The following is a 17,890-nucleotide window of genomic DNA, read 5'->3' as shown; positions in this document are numbered from 1 at the left end:
GTGCACTTTTTGAAAATTACATGAAAAGAAAATCTGGTATAACTTAAAATGATCGTTTTTTTGAAAATGGATATGAGAGGTGCACACATGTTAGAGAAAAAATTTTTGGAAAAGATTATTTATAGCCTGATGACTTTAGTGATCTTACTAAATTCTTTGGCCCCTTTGATGGCGTTGGCGGAAACAGTCCCAGAGCCAGCTGTGAAATTAGAAGAGATTACGAAAGGGCAAACAGAAAATCAAGTTGATGTAAAAATTGAAACAGCTGCTGGAGAAGGCACAGCAGCGCTCAATATCTCTGAAGCAATTGTTGAAGAAGCCATTTTTGAACAAGATGGACAGTCAACAAAATTAGAAGTTAAAAATCGTCAGATTCTCACGGTCCCGTTAACGAAAAGTGGTGAGGGAGTCATTCATCTAACTTTAGCGGATACAACTAAGGTACCGTCAGTTGATGTAACCTACGAACAACAAAAACTTTCCTATACTTTTGAAATTAGTGAGCCAGATTCGACAGAACAAACAGAATCCCCGCAAAGCGAAACTGAGCAAACATCTGCGAGTGAAGAAGCAAGTACGGAGAGTTCGACTGAGTCAGAAAAAAATAGTGAAGCAGTGAATTCAACAGAAGAGTCTAAGACGAGTGAAACTCAGAAGGAATCGACTGATAAAAAAGCAGTGCAACGTGCAGAAGGACCAACTGATATTCGCGAGTATTTCCCCAACGGTACAGGCACGATCATTACGGGGTCGAATATTGTCTATCTGGACGAGAACGGCAATGTTGCCGAACCACCGGTAACGGCTGATACGAATGTACGAATTTCTTATACATGGAGTATTCCGGAAGATGTTCGCCAGCAGATTGAGCCGGGAGATTATTTTGATTTCAAATTGCCAGGGGAATTAAAACCTAAACAACCGTTAAGCGGAGAACTGAAAAATGAAGCTGGAGAAGTATATGCGAAATATACGATTGACGAAGAAGGAAATATTCGCTTTGAATTCACCGAAGAGGTTAAAAACCAAAGTGATATCGAAGGGTATTTTTTCTTTGACACAGAATTTCGTAAAGACCATATAGAAGGTCCTGGCGACATTACGATTCATTATCCGGTGGAAGATGATTTACCGCCAGTCAATGTGGAGATTCGACCAGACACAGAGCAATCGATTGATAAAAAGGGTCATTTTGACCGCACGCCAAATCCGAGCAGTGTTGAATGGACGGTTGATTTTAACCAATCGATGAATCATCTAGAAGATCCGACGATTACTGAAAAATGGCCTTCTGGAATTGACTACAAATCAGTCAAGGTTACAGAATTGGTGATGAACTTGGACGGGACAGTAAAAGAGGTCGGTCGTGAATTGGACCCTAGTGAGTATACCGTCGATAAGAATGGTAATGTGACCATTCTTGGAGAAACCAATAAAGCTTATCGTTTAGTTTATCAAACGGATATCAATGATTCAGCTAAACCAGAAGAAGGCGGCAAGATCAGCTTCACCAATACCGCCACATTAACAGATAAAAACGACGAAGACGGTCTGGATGCTAAGGCCACTGTCACCAATAATTTTGGAAAACCGGTTGAAAAAAATATGGAAGGATACGATCCAACCAATCAAGAATTCAGCTGGGCAATCAAATACAATTATAATGAAAAGAAAATCGCTAAAGATCAAGCGGTTATTACAGATACGATCAGTAAAAATATGGATTTAGTTGATGGTTCGATCAAACTTTACCCGATTACTTTTGACGAAAAAGGTAAGGAAGTAAAGGGGACACCTTTAGAAGAAGGCAAAGATTATGTTTTAGAACCCAATCCGGATGGCGAAGGGTTTGTGATCAGATTTTTACACGATGTTGACGAGGCCGTTCGAGTTGAATACAAAACAAAAGTAAACGGTATCGTTACAGACCCTACTCAAGTAAGTAATAACGTGACAACTGGAACAGGACAAACAGATGGTGATAAAGGAACCGCTCAGCAGCAAAATGTGATTAAGGATATTACGGATATTGACTATGCCGATAAAAAAGTTGGCTGGAGAATTAACGTCAATAAAAATAATTATTACATGGAAAATTTGGTCCTGACAGATACCTATTCACCGACCCCGGGTTTATCTATGGCTGTGAAAGATGATTTAAAACCTGATTTTGAAATTCGTGATGTCACCAAAAATAAGGTCTTGGTGCCTGGCGAAGATTATGACTTAGTCTTAGTTAATGATGAATCAGGCAATTTTGAGACAGGATTCAAGGTTACGTTCAAAAACCAATACAATCCAACTGAATCAGAATTAGAAATTAATTACCGTACGAATTTCGATGTGAGCTTACTGGATCCTACAAATCCAAACCTAGATCGCTTCAAAAACAACATGCGGGCAGATTGGGAAGACAAAAGCGGAGGGAAGCACACCTCAGATGATGACAAAGACTTTAAGCCAGATGATCCATTCCAATTAAATGCACATAAAAGCGGGAAGTATAATGCACAAACGAAGCATATTACATGGACTGTGGCCGTCAACCATAGCCGCAATATTTTAAAAGATGCGCAATTAATTGATAAAATCAAGGAAAATCAAGATTATGTGAACGGCTCCGTGAAGGTCTATGAAGCGGACGTTAAAAATGACGGAACGGTCGTCAAAAAACAACCGGAAAAAGTTGTGAATGATGAGATGAAAAAGGTGATTGAACCGAGTTCATCCATTGATCAGACACTTCAAATTGATTTTCCGGACAATGTTGCCAATACTTATTTGATTGAATTTGAAACATCAGTTGAAGGAAAAATCATTGCAGGCTCTAACCAATATACCAATGTCGCTCAATATGAAAATAACGGCGATGAACGTGATGTGATTGGTGAAGTCGGGATAAAAAATGGCGGGAAATACGTCCAAAAATCAGGTGCACAAGACAGCAATGACCCTGATTATGTCAATTGGCAAGCAGTTATTAATCCTTCTCAATCAACACTAGAGCATGTAGTGATCAAGGATGAACCCTCTGAAAATCAAGTCATCGATCATGAGTCAATTAAGTTGTATGAAACAACTGTTGCTGAAGATGGAACGGTTGCGCCAAACTATGATAAACCGTTAACTTTGAACAAGGATTATACCGTTGAAGTGACGACAGATAACGAAACAGGAAAACAGGTCTTAACGATAAAACTGTCAGATACGATCCACACGGCGTATCAATTGGAATACCGCAGTTACATTACTTCTTCGGCAAGTGGAAATAAGGATACTGTTTCGAATAAGATCACTGTTACTGGAGATAATGAACAAACCATCTCAGGTGGAGATGATAAGGACGTCACCGTTGAAATCAATCATAGCGGGGGATCGGCTTCAGGTAAAAAAGGTAAATTGATGATTCAAAAAACTGAAGCTGACGGAAAAACAAAATTAGCCGGCGCAAAATTCCAGCTTTGGAATACGACTAAAACTCAGCTTTTACGTGAAGGAACGGTGGATGAAGAGGGACAATTAACCTTTGGTAATTTACCTTATGGAGAATATTTGCTGATCGAGACGGAAGCTCCGAAAGGCTTCACTATTTCCGATGATTTAGTTAATGGGCAGCGGATTACAATCGATGACAAGACATCTACTGCCGACGCAGTACCTTTGACGATTCCGAATGAACGCAATAAGGTGATTTTACAAAAAACAGATGAAGCCGGAAATCCTATCAAGTTTAATGACGAGATAAAACTAGGAGCGCGTTTCAAATTAGAGCGTTTCAGTAATCTTTCTCCTAGCCATGCTTTGTGGGAACCAGTTGCGTTGAACCCTGATCGACTAAATAGCGAGGGGATTCTGGAAATTGAGAGCCTGCCAGTTGGCGCGTATCGATTGACTGAAATTGAAGCGCCAACGGGTTATGTATTAAATACAAATCCTGTTCTGTTCTTTGTTTATCGGAATAGTGATCATCAAGTACCAACAATTCATGTGAAATATAAAAATTATCAAGGAAAAGCAGAATTAATCAAAAAAGACAGCGATGGAAATCCATTAGCTGGAGCGGAGTTTGATGTTCACGACTCTACAGGTAAAAAGGTCAATGACCAGCCGCTTGTTTCTGATGAAAAAGGAAAAGTTTCCGTCTCAGGTTTAGCACCGGGAAATTATACCTTTGTCGAAACAAAAGCTCCAGATGGTTACGTAATTAATACAAAAGAAATTCCATTTACTATAGTAGAAAGTGCGCATGGTAAGCCTAAAACAGTTACGACACAACCTAATGGCGAACCGATAGAATTGACTAACTACAAAGGTTCTGTCAGCTTTGTTAAGAAAAATAATGAAGGAAAAACGTTAGATGGTGCCGAATTCGATTTATTTAATTCGAAGGGGGAGAAAGTCAACGATCAGCCGCTTGTTTCCGGTGCAAAAGGAAAAGTATCTGTCGACAATCTTGCACCAGGTAAGTACACTTTTGTTGAAACAAAAGCACCGGATAACTATTTATTGAATGATAAAAAAATCTCATTCACCGTAAAGGCATCCAACAACGGTGAAGTACCGACAATCGAACTTTCTGACTTTATCAATTATCAGGGAGCCTTTGAAATCGTTAAGCGAAATACCGATGGCGAAGGACTTGATGGAGCGGAATTCACATTGTTTAAAGAGGACAAAAAAGAAGTCATTCAAAAAGCAGTTAGTGATAAAGAGGGCCATGTCGTTTTTGATCATCTAGCACCGGGGACCTACTATTATCAAGAAACTAAGGCTCCGAAAGTTACAGAAGGAACGGATTATGTTATCAATCCGGCTTTGATCAAAATCGAAATAACGGATCATGCGAATGGAGATCCAAGAATCGCAGAATTGGGTGATTTCCAAAACTTCCGTGGAAAAGCTCAAATCACAAAAGTCGGAGACGGCGGCTCGATTGCGGGAACGGAATTCGACCTTTATCAAATCAAAGACGGTGAGGAACAAAAAGTTAGAGAGATCACAGCACCTGAAGATGGAGTCTTAAATCTAACTGGTCTAGGTGCAGGTGAATATAAACTAGTCGAAACCAAAGCCGCACCAGGCTACATTATTAATAAACAGCCGATCTATTTTGTGGTGAATGAAAACGATGATCATGATCCTAATATTGATAATATGAATTTTGAAAATTATGAATCCGGCGTTATCGGTCGTAAAGTTAATGAAAATAAGGAAGCCTTGAAGGGTGCTGAATATCAAGTTTATGAGGCGGATGATCAGGATAAACCAATAGGAAATCCAATTTCGGTTAAAAATCGTGACAGTAAAAAAATCGACACAATCACTACCGATGAAAAAGGGGAGATCTACTTCCAAGGTTTAAAAGAAGGTCATTATGTACTAGTTGAAACCAAAGCACCTAAGGGTTACATCTTAGACACGAAACCTCATCCATTTGATATCACTGGACAAGTAGGTAAACCTGATAAAGTGAACTTAGGAGACTTCCTAAACTATAAAGGTTCTGTGACTGTTACTAAGAAAAATGAAGACGGCAAAGCCTTGAAGGGTGCCGAATTCGAAATTCAGGATAAAAAAGGCAATGTTCAAACAGTTTTTAATTCAGCAGGAGAAGAAACTGAGAAGCTTGTCTCAGACAAAGATGGAAAGATCTTTGCGACTGGATTAATTCCTGGCAGCTATCAATTAATTGAAAATAAAGCGCCGAATAACTATTTGTTGAATAAAAAGGTCGTGGACTTTACAGTTTCAGCGAAGGCTTCAGGAAAACCTGAGACGATCACGCTAGCTGATTTTATCAACTATCAAGGTTCTGTGAAATTACAAAAAGTTTCGCAAGCTGATAAAGCATTGGCCGATGCGGTCTTCAATTTATATCATGCAGACGGTAAGCAAGTCGGAGAGTACACTTCTGATAAATCTGGTCAGATTGTGGTGAATAAGCTTTCGCCAGGCGAGTATTACTTTACAGAAACCAAGGCTCCAACAGGCTATACGATCAATAAAGAAAAACGTAAATTTACTATCGACTCTTCAAAAGAAAATAAACCCGCTATCGTTGATGCCGGAAAAGTCGTGAATCAAGAGATTCCAAAAACACCGACGTCATCGAATCATTCAAGTGATTCAAAAACTGCTTCGGGAACACAAACAGGAAGTTACCCGAAAACCAATGATACGCGTAATTCGTGGTTAATAGTAGTTGGAATCGCCGCAATTGTTATTGCTGGAACAATCTACTTTAGAAGAAAAAATAAATAATCAGCCAAGATCCAAGCAATGATTCTGTTGCTTGGATCTTTTTTGCGATTGCCACCTATAAATAAGACATGGTATGATTGATTTCGAACTGGAAAACTGGAGCTAGGGTTCCGCTCAAACGAGGACTGCGACCGAGGGCTTCATCTTTTACCGTATGTAAAAGGCACCTAATGATAGAAAAGATCCGAGGGGAAAGGTTCAGTGTATTTGTGATGCACTGACTTTCCTTTTTTTGTGTACTCAGAGAAACGTTCGTGCATTTTAAATAAATTCAACTCAAATTTTGGAAGGATGGTATTTATGAAGAAATTGGCGTTTTTTGATTTGGATGGGACGTTGTGTTCAGGCGGGAGTTTGCAGGTGGAGGAAGAAACAATTGCGGCCTTTAGAGAGTTAAAAGAAAATGAAGTCCTGCCGATTATCGCGACTGGACGCAGTTTTTATGAAGTGGAAGAGTTATTGGCATTATTAGAAGCGGAGCATTTTGTTCTATCCAATGGCTGCTATGTTCAGTTTGCGGGTAAAACCATTTTGAATGCAAGGTTTTCTAATAACGAAATCGAGACAATTTTAAACATTGCGAACAAGAATAAACTTTCGGCCGGTTTCTTCAATCAGCAAGGTTTCGCGGTAACAAATCTTTCAAAAGTAGTGAAGGAACATGTGACCTACATGGGAATTCATGATGTGCCGATTGCGGCGGACTTTTATCAAACGAATCCGGTTAGTTTTATGAATCTGTATCTTAATACTGAGTTAGAAGAGAGGATAAGTGGTGAACTGGCGGCTGTAGCAGATACTGTTCGTTTTGCTCCATTGGCCATTGATGTCTTGCCTAAAAATGTTTCGAAGGGGACAGCGATTCAAAAGCTTTTGAAATCGATGGCTGGTTCCGAACTTGAAACGTATGCCTTTGGTGATCAGAACAATGACCTGAGCATGTTTCAGTTGGTCGATCACGGTATCGCGATGCGGCATGGAACAGAACAATTGAAGTCGTGCGCAAGTTATGTGGCAAAAACGAATAATGGTGTGGTGGAAGGACTCAAACATCATGGGTTGATTTCTTAGTAAAAAATGGAGTAAAGCTATGCTAAAGTGTTAGAGAATAATGAGACTTAAGGCTGATGCTCTAATATTAAGAATTCGTTAAGATAAACGTATCAATTAAAAGAAAGTAGGAAAGAGTGTGAAAGGGAATCGAAAAAATATTATCTATTTGATGTTGGGGCAATTTATTTCAGTGTTTGGCGGGGCTATATTACGATTTGCATTGTCTTTGTTTGTTTTGGATGTAACAGGCAGAGCAGATATATTTGCGACTGTTTTAGCAATTTCTAGTATTCCAGTATTATTTGCGCCGATTGGCGGTGCAATCGCCGATCGTTTTGATCGGAAAATTTTAATGGTTTTGATGGATGTAGCCAATGCAATTATTGCCGTATTACTGTTTTTAGTAGTGGGGACTTCTGAATCAGTACTTGGTATCGGCATTTTGATTTTCGTTTTAGCAATTGTTGGCAGCTTTGATACACCCGTAGTCGGAGCCAGTATTCCTTTGTTGGTGGAAGAAGATCAACTGGAAAAAATCAATGGGATATCAAATGGAATCCTGCAATTATCAAATGTTGTTGCTCCGATCATAGGCGGAATCTTCTATGGACTAATGGGTGCAAAAATGCTGGTGGCCAGCAGTATTGTCTTTTTCGTAGTTGCAGCGATCATCGAAAGCTTCTTGAAGATTCCGTTTGTAAAACGCGAAAAGACACCAGGAACAGTTATGCAGATTTTAACGGCTGACTTGAAAGATGGTTTTAAAGAGGTAAAAAACAACCAAGTTATCTTTAAATCAATTGTCATTGCGGCGGCGATCAACTTTGTAATGACTTCTTTCTTTATTGTTGGATTACCGGTAATTCTTCGGATGATACTGCAAGTGAATGACACGATGTACGGGATAGGAATGGGTGTCTTCAGCTTATCCAGTATCGTGGGAGCCGTTTTGGCCGGCCCATTAACCAAGAATTTGAAATTCAGTAATTTTTATCGCGTGTTCACCTACTCAGGGATTCTATTGCTGATTATGAACATTTTATTAAGTACAACCAGCGCAGGTGTAGGGTTTATGGTAATAATCGTCATGGAGATCATCATTGGAATGATGTTAAGTGCAATCTCTATCTATTTGATCTCGCTCGTTCAGCGAATTACGCCGAAAGAAAACCTTGGTAAAGTCATGGCAACGATTATTGCGGTCGCTCAATGTGCGGTGCCGTTAGGTCAATTATTGATGGGCCTTTTGTTCAGAAATACTACCACCACCGTTTTCATGCCATTGCTTTTCATTAGTCTTTTAGTTCTCATCATTTCTGGCGTCTGCTTCATGATGTTTAAAGAAACCAAAGAAAGCGACGTTCACACAGTCAAGGATTAAACAGGAAGCATGTCAGTCATTACGGCTGGCGTGTTTTTTTTTGATAATATTCATGATTGTAATGTCGTTTATAGTTTGAAATACTGGACAAAAGGACAGGTGATAATATGAGTTTTGAAAAGGAATTGATTGAGTTGGTGGAACAACAGGAGCTATGTTTTCTAGGGTCAATCACAGATGAGGGATATCCAATGATTCGTGCGATGCTGAGACCGATAAAAATTGATCAAAATTATTTATATCTTCATACTAATACCACTTCAAATAAGGTTCGGCAGTTCTTAGATAATCCCAAAGCTTGCTTATATTTTTATGATGCCGCAACTTTTACAGGAATTACCTTGATTGGAGAGATGCAGGTATTATCGCAGGAAAGTGAGAAGATTGCGTTTTGGAAGGAGGACTATCAAATTTATTACGAGAAGGGCGGCGGATTATCGGATTTTACAGTGCTTAAGTTTACTTTCGCTCATGGAGAGTTTTATCAAAATTTCCAAGTGACTCCTTTTTGAACCATCAAATTAAAAGACCATATAAAGATAGTGTAAAGAAATGATCGCAAGATTCACACTATCTTTAGGTCTTTTTTTTTATGCTTACAGAGTAAAGGATACTGGATCGCTTTTTTGATATCCGGTTTGAAAAAAGGAGAGAAATGAAATGACGATTATTTTGGGAATTATCGGGATCTTAGTAATGATCTATCTTTTCTGGTTTTTATTTAAGGGGGAAGAATTATGAGCAGTGTTATCTATCAAGGATTATTTTTCTTGTTTATTTTATTAGTATTGGCGCTGCCATTAGGCTGGTATATCAAAGAAATTATGCAGGGAAATACTCCAAGGGGTGTACGTTTTTTGCAACCGCTGGAAAAATTTTTCTATAAAGTAATTGGCCCAATCAGCAAGAAAGAAATGTCGGCTAAACGATATGCCTTAAATGTCATCTTACTGAGCTGCTCTTCTATGGTATTGTTGATTATTATTTTAATGACACAACATTGGCTGCCAGGAGGTGCTGCGGTGAAAAATTTATCACTGTCCTTAGCCTTGAATACGGCGGTTAGCTTTGTAACGAATACTAACTGGCAGGCCTATGCCGGTGAGACAACGTTATCGAATGCCTCACAAATGTTTGGCTTAACTGTTCAAAACTTTGTTTCAGCAGGTGTAGGACTTTCTGTCTTAGTCGCTTTACTCCGCGGATTGTCGCAAGTGAAAAAGAAAGCCCTTGGCAATTTCTGGCAGGATTTAACTCGCGGCTTGGTTTATGTTTTATTGCCGCTGGCATTTGTTTTTGCCATTCTATTGGTTTCGCAAGGAACAGTCCAATCCTTCAATTCAGGGGTTGCTTATCAAGGTCTTGAAGGAAAGAATCTTTGGCTTTACTTAGGACCGGTAGCCAGTCAAGTGGCGATCAAACAGCTTGGAACAAATGGTGGCGGCTTTTTTGGAGCAAATTCGGCTTATCCATTTGAAAATCCTACGTTGTTCTCGAACTTTTTAGAAAACATCACGATTCTATTGATTCCGGCTGCATTGATTTTTGCCTTTGGTTTTTGGGTCAAAGATTGGAAGCAAGGCCGGACGATCATGATTGTTTCACTATTCTTCCTATTATTAGCTTTTGTCGGAGTGGCTTTTAGCGAATACTATGGACCAGAATTTGCACATGTCTTAGGTTCAACCAATCTGGAAGGGAAAGAAATTCGTTTTGGTGTCGGCTGGTCAAGCTTATGGTCAGTTGGAACGACCGCGGCTTCTAATGGTTCAGTGAATGCAATGCTGGATAGTTTCACCCCACTTGGCGGAGCAATTCCAATGTTCTTGATGCAGCTGGGAGAAATCATCTTTGGCGGAGTGGGCAGCGGCCTATACGGAATGTTGGCATTCCTACTACTAGCCGTCTTTATTGCTGGGCTTTTGGTTGGTCGAACACCAGAATATTTAGGCAAAAAAATCGAGGCCTTTGATATTAAGATGGCCAGTCTTGTGATCCTAACGCCATTGATGTTGACTCTTTTTGGTGCAATGGCACTGGTCTTGCATCCAGATGTGTTTAGTTGGCTGACTAATCGCGGACCCCATGCGTTCAGTGAATTATTATATGGCGCGACCTCGTTAGCGAATAATAACGGAAGTGCCTTTGGCGGTTTATTAGCAAACACGCCTTTCTTGAATGTTCTCGGCAGTTTAATGATGGCTGTTTCAAGATATTTACCGATTATTGCCATCCTGTTCTTAGCAGAAAATATGGGTGGTAAAAAGAAAGCGGCTTTAAATTCAGGAACATTATCTACCGTTAGTGCAACCTTTGTTTCTATGCTGCTTATTGTCATTTTGGTAATTGGAGCCTTAAGTTTCTTGCCAGTATTGGCTCTTGGCCCAGTGGCTGAGTTCTTTACGATGAAATAGATGGAGTGATTAAAGATGAAGAAAATCTATCAATGGGCCGTGGGACAATCTTTTAAAAAACTAGACCCGCGCCAACAAATCAAAAATCCTGTGATGTTCGTTGTTTATTTAGGAGCAATCATCACAACGATATTATGTTTTTACCCCATGCGTGTACCTGTCTGGTTCAGTATTTCGATAACCGTTTTTCTATGGTTGACTCTGCTTTTTGCGAATTTCGCTGAAGCTGTTGCAGAAGGTCGTGGAAAAGCACAGGCAGATAGTTTGAAGCAAGCGAAAAAAGAAGTCATGACCTATAAAATTGAACGTTTAGAGGATATTAAGGAAGAAAATTTCACAGAAATTCGTTCTTCTGATTTAAAACGCGACGATTTGGTTTATGTCCAATCTGGAGAACAGATTCCTGCGGATGGCGATGTGATTGAAGGCGCGGCTTCGGTTGATGAAAGTGCGATCACTGGTGAATCTGCTCCAGTTATTCGGGAATCCGGGGGAGACCGCAGCGCAGTCACTGGCGGAACGACGGTAGTATCAGATTATTTAGTGATTCGCGTGACCTCAGAAAATGGACAATCTTTCTTAGATAAAATGATCGCTATGGTAGAAGGAACGCAGCGGAAAAAGACGCCGAATGAGATCGGATTACAAATTTTCTTGATCACTTTGACCATCATCTTCTTAACCGTATCGATTACCTTAGTGCCATTTACCGATTTCAGCAGTCAGTTATCAGGCAAAGGCGAAGCGTTATCAATGATTATCGTGATTGCTCTATTGATTTGTTTAGCACCAACAACGATCGGCGCTTTGATTTCTTCCATTGGGATCGCTGGTATGAGCCGTTTGACAAAAGAAAACGTGATCGCGATGAGTGGTCGGGCCATCGAGGCGGCAGGAGACGTAGATGTTCTTTTACTCGACAAAACAGGAACCATTACGTTGGGAAACCGCCGGGCAAGCGAATTTTTACCAGTCAATGGTGTCAGTGAGGAACAGCTTGCAGATGCGGCACAACTTTCTTCGTTAGCAGATGAAACAGCGGAAGGACGCAGTATCGTGATTTTGGCGAAAGAACGTTTTAATTTGCGGGAAAGAGAATTCCAGCAAGCAGAAGTAAAATTTATTGATTTTAGTGCGAAGACGCGAATGAGCGGAATTGATTATCGCGGAGATGAGATTCGCAAAGGTGCTGCCGATACGATGAAAAATTATGTCCAATCTAAAGGTGAAACTTACCCGCCAGAATGTGATGAGTTTGTAGCTAAGATAGCGCGGGCAGGTGGTACCCCTTTAGTAGTTGTAAAGAATAACCGTGTGATGGGCGTTGTTTATTTGAAGGATATCGTAAAAAATGGCGTAAAGGAAAAATTTGCTGATATGCGAAAGATGGGAATCAAGACCATCATGATCACCGGGGATAATCCACTGACCGCCGCAGCAATTGCGGCGGAAGCTGGCGTGGATGATTTTCTAGCCGAAGCAACACCAGAAAATAAAATGAATCTAATCCGCGATTATCAGGAAAAGGGCCATTTGGTCGCAATGACCGGAGATGGTACAAATGATGCACCCGCTTTGGCTCAAGCAGATGTAGCGATGGCGATGAATACTGGAACACAAGCAGCAAAAGAAGCGGGAAATATGATCGATTTGGATTCCAGTCCAACCAAACTTTTACAGGTCGTGCAAATCGGCAAACAACTATTAATGACACGCGGCGCTTTAACAACTTTCAGTATCGCTAACGATATCGCTAAATATTTTGCGGTGATTCCAGTACTGTTTTACAGTATTTATCCGCAATTGGATCGGTTGAATATTATGGGATTGGGCAGTCCACTGACTGCGATCTTATCGGCGGTCATTTATAACGCGGTGGTCATCGTTGCGTTAATTCCACTAGCACTAAAGGGTGTGAAGTATCAAGAAAAGCCAGCCAGTCAGATTTTGCGACACAATTTGCTGATCTATGGCCTTGGTGGGATCATAGCACCGTTCATTTTTATCAAGTTCATTGACGTAATACTTTCAATGATCATTTTATAAAGAAGGAGTAAGAACGATGAAAAAAAGTATTCTAGGCAGTCTGCGATTTTTATTACTGAGCTTGGTCGTCTTTGGCGGACTTTATACGATTGCCGTTACCGGTATTGGCCAATTATTTTTTTCGAATCAAGCAAATGGTAGTCAAGTGACGGTGAACAATCAAGTTGTCGGTTCAAAACTCATTGGACAGAACTTTGAACAGGACAAATATTTCTCAGGCCGCAGCGAAAAGGTTAGTCAGCTATCACCTGTTTCGACGGAACAAAAACGGCTAGTTGAAAAGCGTACGGCAGCTGAATTAGCAAAGAATTCAACCGAAAGTAAAGTTCCAAATGATTTAGTGACAGCTTCAGCCAGTGGTGTAGACCCTGATATCAGTTTATCGGCCGCAAAATTTCAAGCTGCTCGAATCGCAAAGGAACGCGGGATTAAGCAAAGTAAAATTCACAATGTAATAGAAGAAAACGTTCAAAAGGATTGGTTTTCCAATCGGCAATATGTCAATGTTTTGCAGTTAAACATTGCATTAGATAAACTATAAGTAGACTATTCAGCAATTCACTAATCTAATAGGATTGGTGAATTGTTGTGCATACAAAAAGTGAAGGGAGGGATACTGGTGCAACAAGAAAAGGAAACATCCTTAGGGGATGGTCGTAGAGGGCGGTTACGAGTGTTCTTTGGTTTCGCTGCTGGTGTTGGGAAAACATATGGAATGTTGGCTGAGGCCCATGAGTTGCTGTTAATGGGGAAAAATGTGGTTGTAGGTTACATTGAACCGCATGATCGCCCCGATACAAATCGTTTGTTGGAGGGGTTGCCTCAAATTCCTCCAAAGAAAATTTCGTATAAGCAAATAATTCTGACCGAACCGGATATCGATCGTATTATTCAACAAAAACCTGAAATCGTATTGATTGATGAACTGGCACACACAAATGCTAAAGACTCTCGTAACCGCAAGCGATATCAGGATGTCGATGAATTATTGAATGCTGGAATTGATGTATTTACCACGGTCAATGTTCAGCATATCGAAAGCTTAAACGATATCGTAGAAGAGGTTACGGGGATCGAAGTTAAGGAGACAGTACCCGATACTTTTTTACAACAAGCAACGATCAAAGTGATCGACGTTGAACCGGATGAGTTGATCGAGCGCTTAGAGCAGGGGAAAATCTACGCAAACGAGAACGCGAAACGCGCGCTGCAGAATTTCTTCATTCCACACAAACTAGATCAACTGCGAGGATTGGCGATTCAACGAGCTTCGGATCATATTAATCGAATTAGCGGGAAAACGATTGGGATTCAAAGCAAGCTTCTGACTGTCGTGAATGATGCTTTTCCCAAAATGACTGAAAAATGTATTCGCTGGACTGCACGTTTAGCGCAAGGCTTGGGTGCGGAATGGACAGTGATTCAAGTCCGTACACAAGAAAACACTTCAACGAATATTCCTTTAGCAGAAAAGCTGGGAGCGGAAGTAGTGAGTATCGAGGAAGATGATAGTTTTGAAACAATTGTCGAATTTGCTAAAATGACTGGTGTTACTGATATAATTATGGGGAAAAACCTGCGTCAGCCTTGGTATGAAAAAATTTTTGTTGAAGCCTTTGATGATCGTTTGTTGAAACGTTTGAATGATACTGAACTCCATTTGATCCCGTTCAAGGAAGAAAAACAATCGCTATTTTTTAGAACACGTAAAGTGATCGAAGGCGGCGGAAAAGATTTAGCAATTGCCGTTGGCGGTGTTTTCTTAGCGACGATTGTGACGGAATTGATGCAATACATTCATGTAGGCGATCAAAACCTAATGCTGGTGTATATCTTTTTTATTCTATTAGTAGCCCGGACCACATCAGGCTATTTTTGGAGCGCACTTGCGTCTATTTTGAGCGTCTTGTCCTTCAACTGGTTTTTTGTCGAGCCCTTATATTCTCTAACAGTTTATAAACAAGGCTATCCGATTACGCTGCTGATTATGCTGGTCGTCGCTTTGATGATCAGCAATTTGATGGTTCGCTTGAAAAAGCAGGCCGATAATTCAATGGAAAAAGAACATCAAATGGAAATTCTATATGAGTTGAATAAGCAATATGTTTTAGCCGAGAGTCGCAAACAAATACTCGATATTTCTGCCACCTATCTATCCAGATTGCTAGAACGGGAAGTAATTATTTTTGATCGTCAGGCCAAGGTAGAAAGTGTCTACTGTGTCACTGGACATCAATCAATTTTAAATACAAAAGAAGAGGCAGCTGTAGCCTTTTGGACTGCAAAGAATCAAAAAGAAGCGGGAAATGGCACGGATACGTTGATTGGTGCAAAAGGATTTTATCTGCCAATCGTGGCGAGCGGAAAAACACTTGCAGTCTTAGGAATCGAAAGAAATGCCAGTCTTGATCTGGAAAATGGTCAATTGAATTATTTGAAATTGGTTTTGACTCAAATTGCGGTTATTCTGGAGCAGACAGAATTGAAAAACGAAAAAGAGCAGGTCGAGTTAGAAAACGAGCGAGAGAAAGTCCGCAGCAATTTATTACGAGCAGTTTCCCATGATCTTAGAACACCGTTGACAGTTATTTCAGGAATTGCGGAAACATTAGGCATCGGCAGTGATTTGAAAGAGGAAACACGACAGAAGCTCCTAACAGATATTCAAGAAGAATCGCAATGGCTGATTCGCATGGTAGAGAATCTATTATCGATCACGCGAATCAACATGGATACAATGAAAGTCGATAAAACCGCCGAACCTGTTGAAGAAATCATTGAAGCAGTCTATAAACATTTAAAAAAGGTTTATCCGGAAGGAAAAATCAAGATTGAGTTGCCAGAGGATGTAATTTTTATTCAAGCAGACCCGATCTTGATTGAGCAAGCACTATTCAATTTAGTAGAAAATGCTTTTCGTCATGGTGCAAAAGAACAGCCAGTCAAATTAACGGTTCGTCTGCAACAGGAGCAGACTGTTTTTGAGATTGAAAATTATGGCGAGATTCCATTGAAGCAATTCCAAAAGATTCAAACAAATTTATCCAGTACGAACGAAGTGCCGGTGGATTCGAAAAATGGGTTGGGAATCGGATTGAGTATTGTAAAAACGATTATCCATGCACACAATGGAAAAATGGAAATGACGGTTGGCAATGGCAAAACGATGGTAAGAATTTATTTGAAGTGAGGGAATAGTTATGAAGCAATCCATTTTATTGATTGAAGATGATCCGAATATCACGGATTTTATGGAAGTTGTTTTAACACAGGAACGATATCCATTGACCATTGCCAGTACTGGGATGGAGGCCTTGACGGCATTTCAAACAAATTCTTTTGATTTAGTCTTGCTAGATCTAGGACTACCAGATATCGATGGGATCGATCTTTTGAAAATTCTGCGCAAACGGATGAAGCTGCCGATCATTATTATTTCTGCTAGAAATAATGAAAACGAAAAAGTGACGGCGTTAGATCTAGGAGCGGATGATTACGTGACCAAGCCTTTTGGTACGAACGAGTTGTTGGCTCGAATCCGGACGGCACTGCGTCATCAAAATGTCAAAACGGAAGAATTATCCGTCATAGAGAACAAAGCGTTGAAAATTGATTTTGAAAAACAATTAGTTTATAAAGAGAATCAAGAAATTCATTTAACAAAAAATGAGTTTCGAATTTTGGGTTTGATGTTTAGACAACTCGGGAAAGTCGTCACCTATCAAAATTTACTAACAGAGGTTTGGGGACCCTATAGCAATGATTCTCAGACATTGCGGGTAAACATGTCCAATATTCGAAAGAAAATCGAGAGCGATACGTTAAAGCCAGAATATCTGATTACGGAAATAGGCGTGGGTTATCGTTTAAGAGATTATCGATCCGAACAATAATAAAATAGGATTTTATAATGTCGATTAATCAATCGGCATTTTTTATATCTATGGCTCTAAGAATTTAGTATGCTATTGAGAAGGACAAACGAAAGTGGGGTGAATCAGCAATTATTATTTTGGCCACAATAACAGTGCTTGGTCTAGCAATGATCTATCTTTTTAAAAAGCTGATTCAGCAGTCAAAAGCACCTTCCGGCAAAGTAGGCATCCAAATGATGAAAATATGGAATCGAGCATATCTGCCGATGGTCAATTGGTCATTAGGTTTTGTGACGTTGATCAAGCCCAAAAATATTTTAGACATTGGAGTTGGGAATGGTGCTTCTTCCAATCTTCTCAAAAATTATTTTACAGCAAGTACAATATATGGAATTGATTATTCGGATATTGCGATTGAACAAGCAAAGAAAAATTATTCTACTGAAAGACTGAAATTTGAAACGAAAAATATTTTAAAAACAGAATATCCAGCAAGGTCTTTTGACCTGATCTTTGCTTTTCAAACACATTTCCACTGGGAGGATTTGAAGATAGCTCTAGTAGAGATAAAAAGAATTCTTGCGGATGAGGGAGAGTTGCTCATTGCCTGTGAGCACTCTAAACTGAACTATTACTTGCCGAATCTCAAAGATGCCGAACGATTTCAGCAGTATTTATCCGATTTAGGATTATTTCTTATTCAAAAAGAAGCAACCAGCACATGGATCTTTTATCGAATTGTGAAAGAAAATGAACGGATTAATGATAACGCTTAATTATAATTATTTTAAAGTGATCACTTGAGTATACAGTTGTTAATGATTATCTTTCTCATTTAGTTGTTCTCATTTTCAATTAGA

Annotated in this window: 10 protein-coding genes; all 10 read left to right on the top strand. The window is 39.8% G+C overall.

Annotation, left to right across the window (positions count from 1 at the left end; genetic code table 11):
• Positions 1–87 precede the first annotated feature (87 nt).
• The 10 genes from I585_RS12835 to I585_RS12790 all read left to right on the top strand — a co-directional run bounded on the left by I585_RS12835 (position 88) and on the right by I585_RS12790 (position 17,806).
• Positions 88–6,261, top strand: a complete 6,174-nt coding sequence (locus I585_RS12835; protein ID WP_010742218.1) for a SpaA isopeptide-forming pilin-related protein — start codon at positions 88–90, stop codon at positions 6,259–6,261.
• A 300-nt stretch (positions 6,262–6,561) separates the two neighbouring features.
• Positions 6,562–7,332, top strand: coding sequence for a Cof-type HAD-IIB family hydrolase (locus I585_RS12830; RefSeq protein WP_010742217.1), 771 nt, complete (start codon positions 6,562–6,564; stop codon positions 7,330–7,332).
• Positions 7,333–7,450: 118 nt separating this feature from the next.
• A complete protein-coding gene (locus I585_RS12825) occupies positions 7,451–8,695 on the top strand; it encodes an MFS transporter (protein ID WP_010742216.1) in 1,245 nt (414 codons plus the stop codon).
• Positions 8,696–8,802: 107 nt separating this feature from the next.
• Positions 8,803–9,207: a pyridoxamine 5'-phosphate oxidase family protein gene (locus I585_RS12820; RefSeq protein ID WP_010742215.1), complete on the top strand. Its 405-nt coding sequence runs from the start codon at positions 8,803–8,805 to the stop codon at positions 9,205–9,207.
• A gap of 225 nt (positions 9,208–9,432) precedes the next feature.
• Entirely contained in the window at positions 9,433–11,109 is a 1,677-nt protein-coding gene (kdpA, locus tag I585_RS12815) for a potassium-transporting ATPase subunit KdpA (RefSeq protein WP_010742214.1), read from the top strand.
• Positions 11,110–11,124: 15 nt separating this feature from the next.
• Complete coding sequence (gene kdpB, locus I585_RS12810) at positions 11,125–13,155, top strand: potassium-transporting ATPase subunit KdpB (protein ID WP_010742213.1); 2,031 nt, start codon at positions 11,125–11,127, stop codon at positions 13,153–13,155.
• Positions 13,156–13,171: 16 nt separating this feature from the next.
• On the top strand, positions 13,172–13,696 hold the full coding sequence (locus I585_RS12805; RefSeq protein WP_010742212.1) for a potassium-transporting ATPase subunit C: 525 nt from the start codon (positions 13,172–13,174) through the stop codon (positions 13,694–13,696).
• Between the two features lie 78 nt (positions 13,697–13,774).
• The gene (locus I585_RS12800) at positions 13,775–16,345 is read left to right on the top strand and encodes a sensor histidine kinase (RefSeq protein ID WP_010742211.1); all 2,571 of its coding nucleotides are present in this window, start codon (positions 13,775–13,777) and stop codon (positions 16,343–16,345) included.
• A gap of 10 nt (positions 16,346–16,355) precedes the next feature.
• Positions 16,356–17,048, top strand: a complete 693-nt coding sequence (locus tag I585_RS12795; RefSeq protein ID WP_010742210.1) for a response regulator transcription factor — start codon at positions 16,356–16,358, stop codon at positions 17,046–17,048.
• Positions 17,049–17,263: 215 nt separating this feature from the next.
• On the top strand, positions 17,264–17,806 hold the full coding sequence (locus tag I585_RS12790) for a class I SAM-dependent methyltransferase (RefSeq protein ID WP_010742209.1): 543 nt from the start codon (positions 17,264–17,266) through the stop codon (positions 17,804–17,806).
• The last annotated feature ends 84 nt before the right edge of the window (positions 17,807–17,890 follow it).

Origin of the sequence: Enterococcus malodoratus ATCC 43197, assembly GCF_000407185.1 — a bacterium.
GTDB classification, from domain to species: Bacteria; Bacillota; Bacilli; order Lactobacillales; family Enterococcaceae; genus Enterococcus_A; species Enterococcus_A malodoratus.
Note: the sequence above shows the minus strand (reverse complement) of the source record. Positions and strands in the feature narration are given on the sequence as shown.

What these genes read in the sequence shown, in the direction of transcription:
- I585_RS12835 (WP_010742218.1), top strand. Translation starts at nt 88, where the DNA reads ATGTTAGAGAAAAAATTTTTGGAAAAGATTATTTATAGCCTGATGACT.
- I585_RS12830 (WP_010742217.1), top strand. Translation starts at nt 6,562, where the DNA reads ATGAAGAAATTGGCGTTTTTTGATTTGGATGGGACGTTGTGTTCAGGC.
- I585_RS12820 (WP_010742215.1), top strand. Translation starts at nt 8,803, where the DNA reads ATGAGTTTTGAAAAGGAATTGATTGAGTTGGTGGAACAACAGGAGCTA.
- kdpA (WP_010742214.1), top strand. Translation starts at nt 9,433, where the DNA reads ATGAGCAGTGTTATCTATCAAGGATTATTTTTCTTGTTTATTTTATTA.
- kdpB (WP_010742213.1), top strand. Translation starts at nt 11,125, where the DNA reads ATGAAGAAAATCTATCAATGGGCCGTGGGACAATCTTTTAAAAAACTA.
- I585_RS12805 (WP_010742212.1), top strand. Translation starts at nt 13,172, where the DNA reads ATGAAAAAAAGTATTCTAGGCAGTCTGCGATTTTTATTACTGAGCTTG.
- I585_RS12795 (WP_010742210.1), top strand. Translation starts at nt 16,356, where the DNA reads ATGAAGCAATCCATTTTATTGATTGAAGATGATCCGAATATCACGGAT.
- I585_RS12790 (WP_010742209.1), top strand. Translation starts at nt 17,264, where the DNA reads ATGATGAAAATATGGAATCGAGCATATCTGCCGATGGTCAATTGGTCA.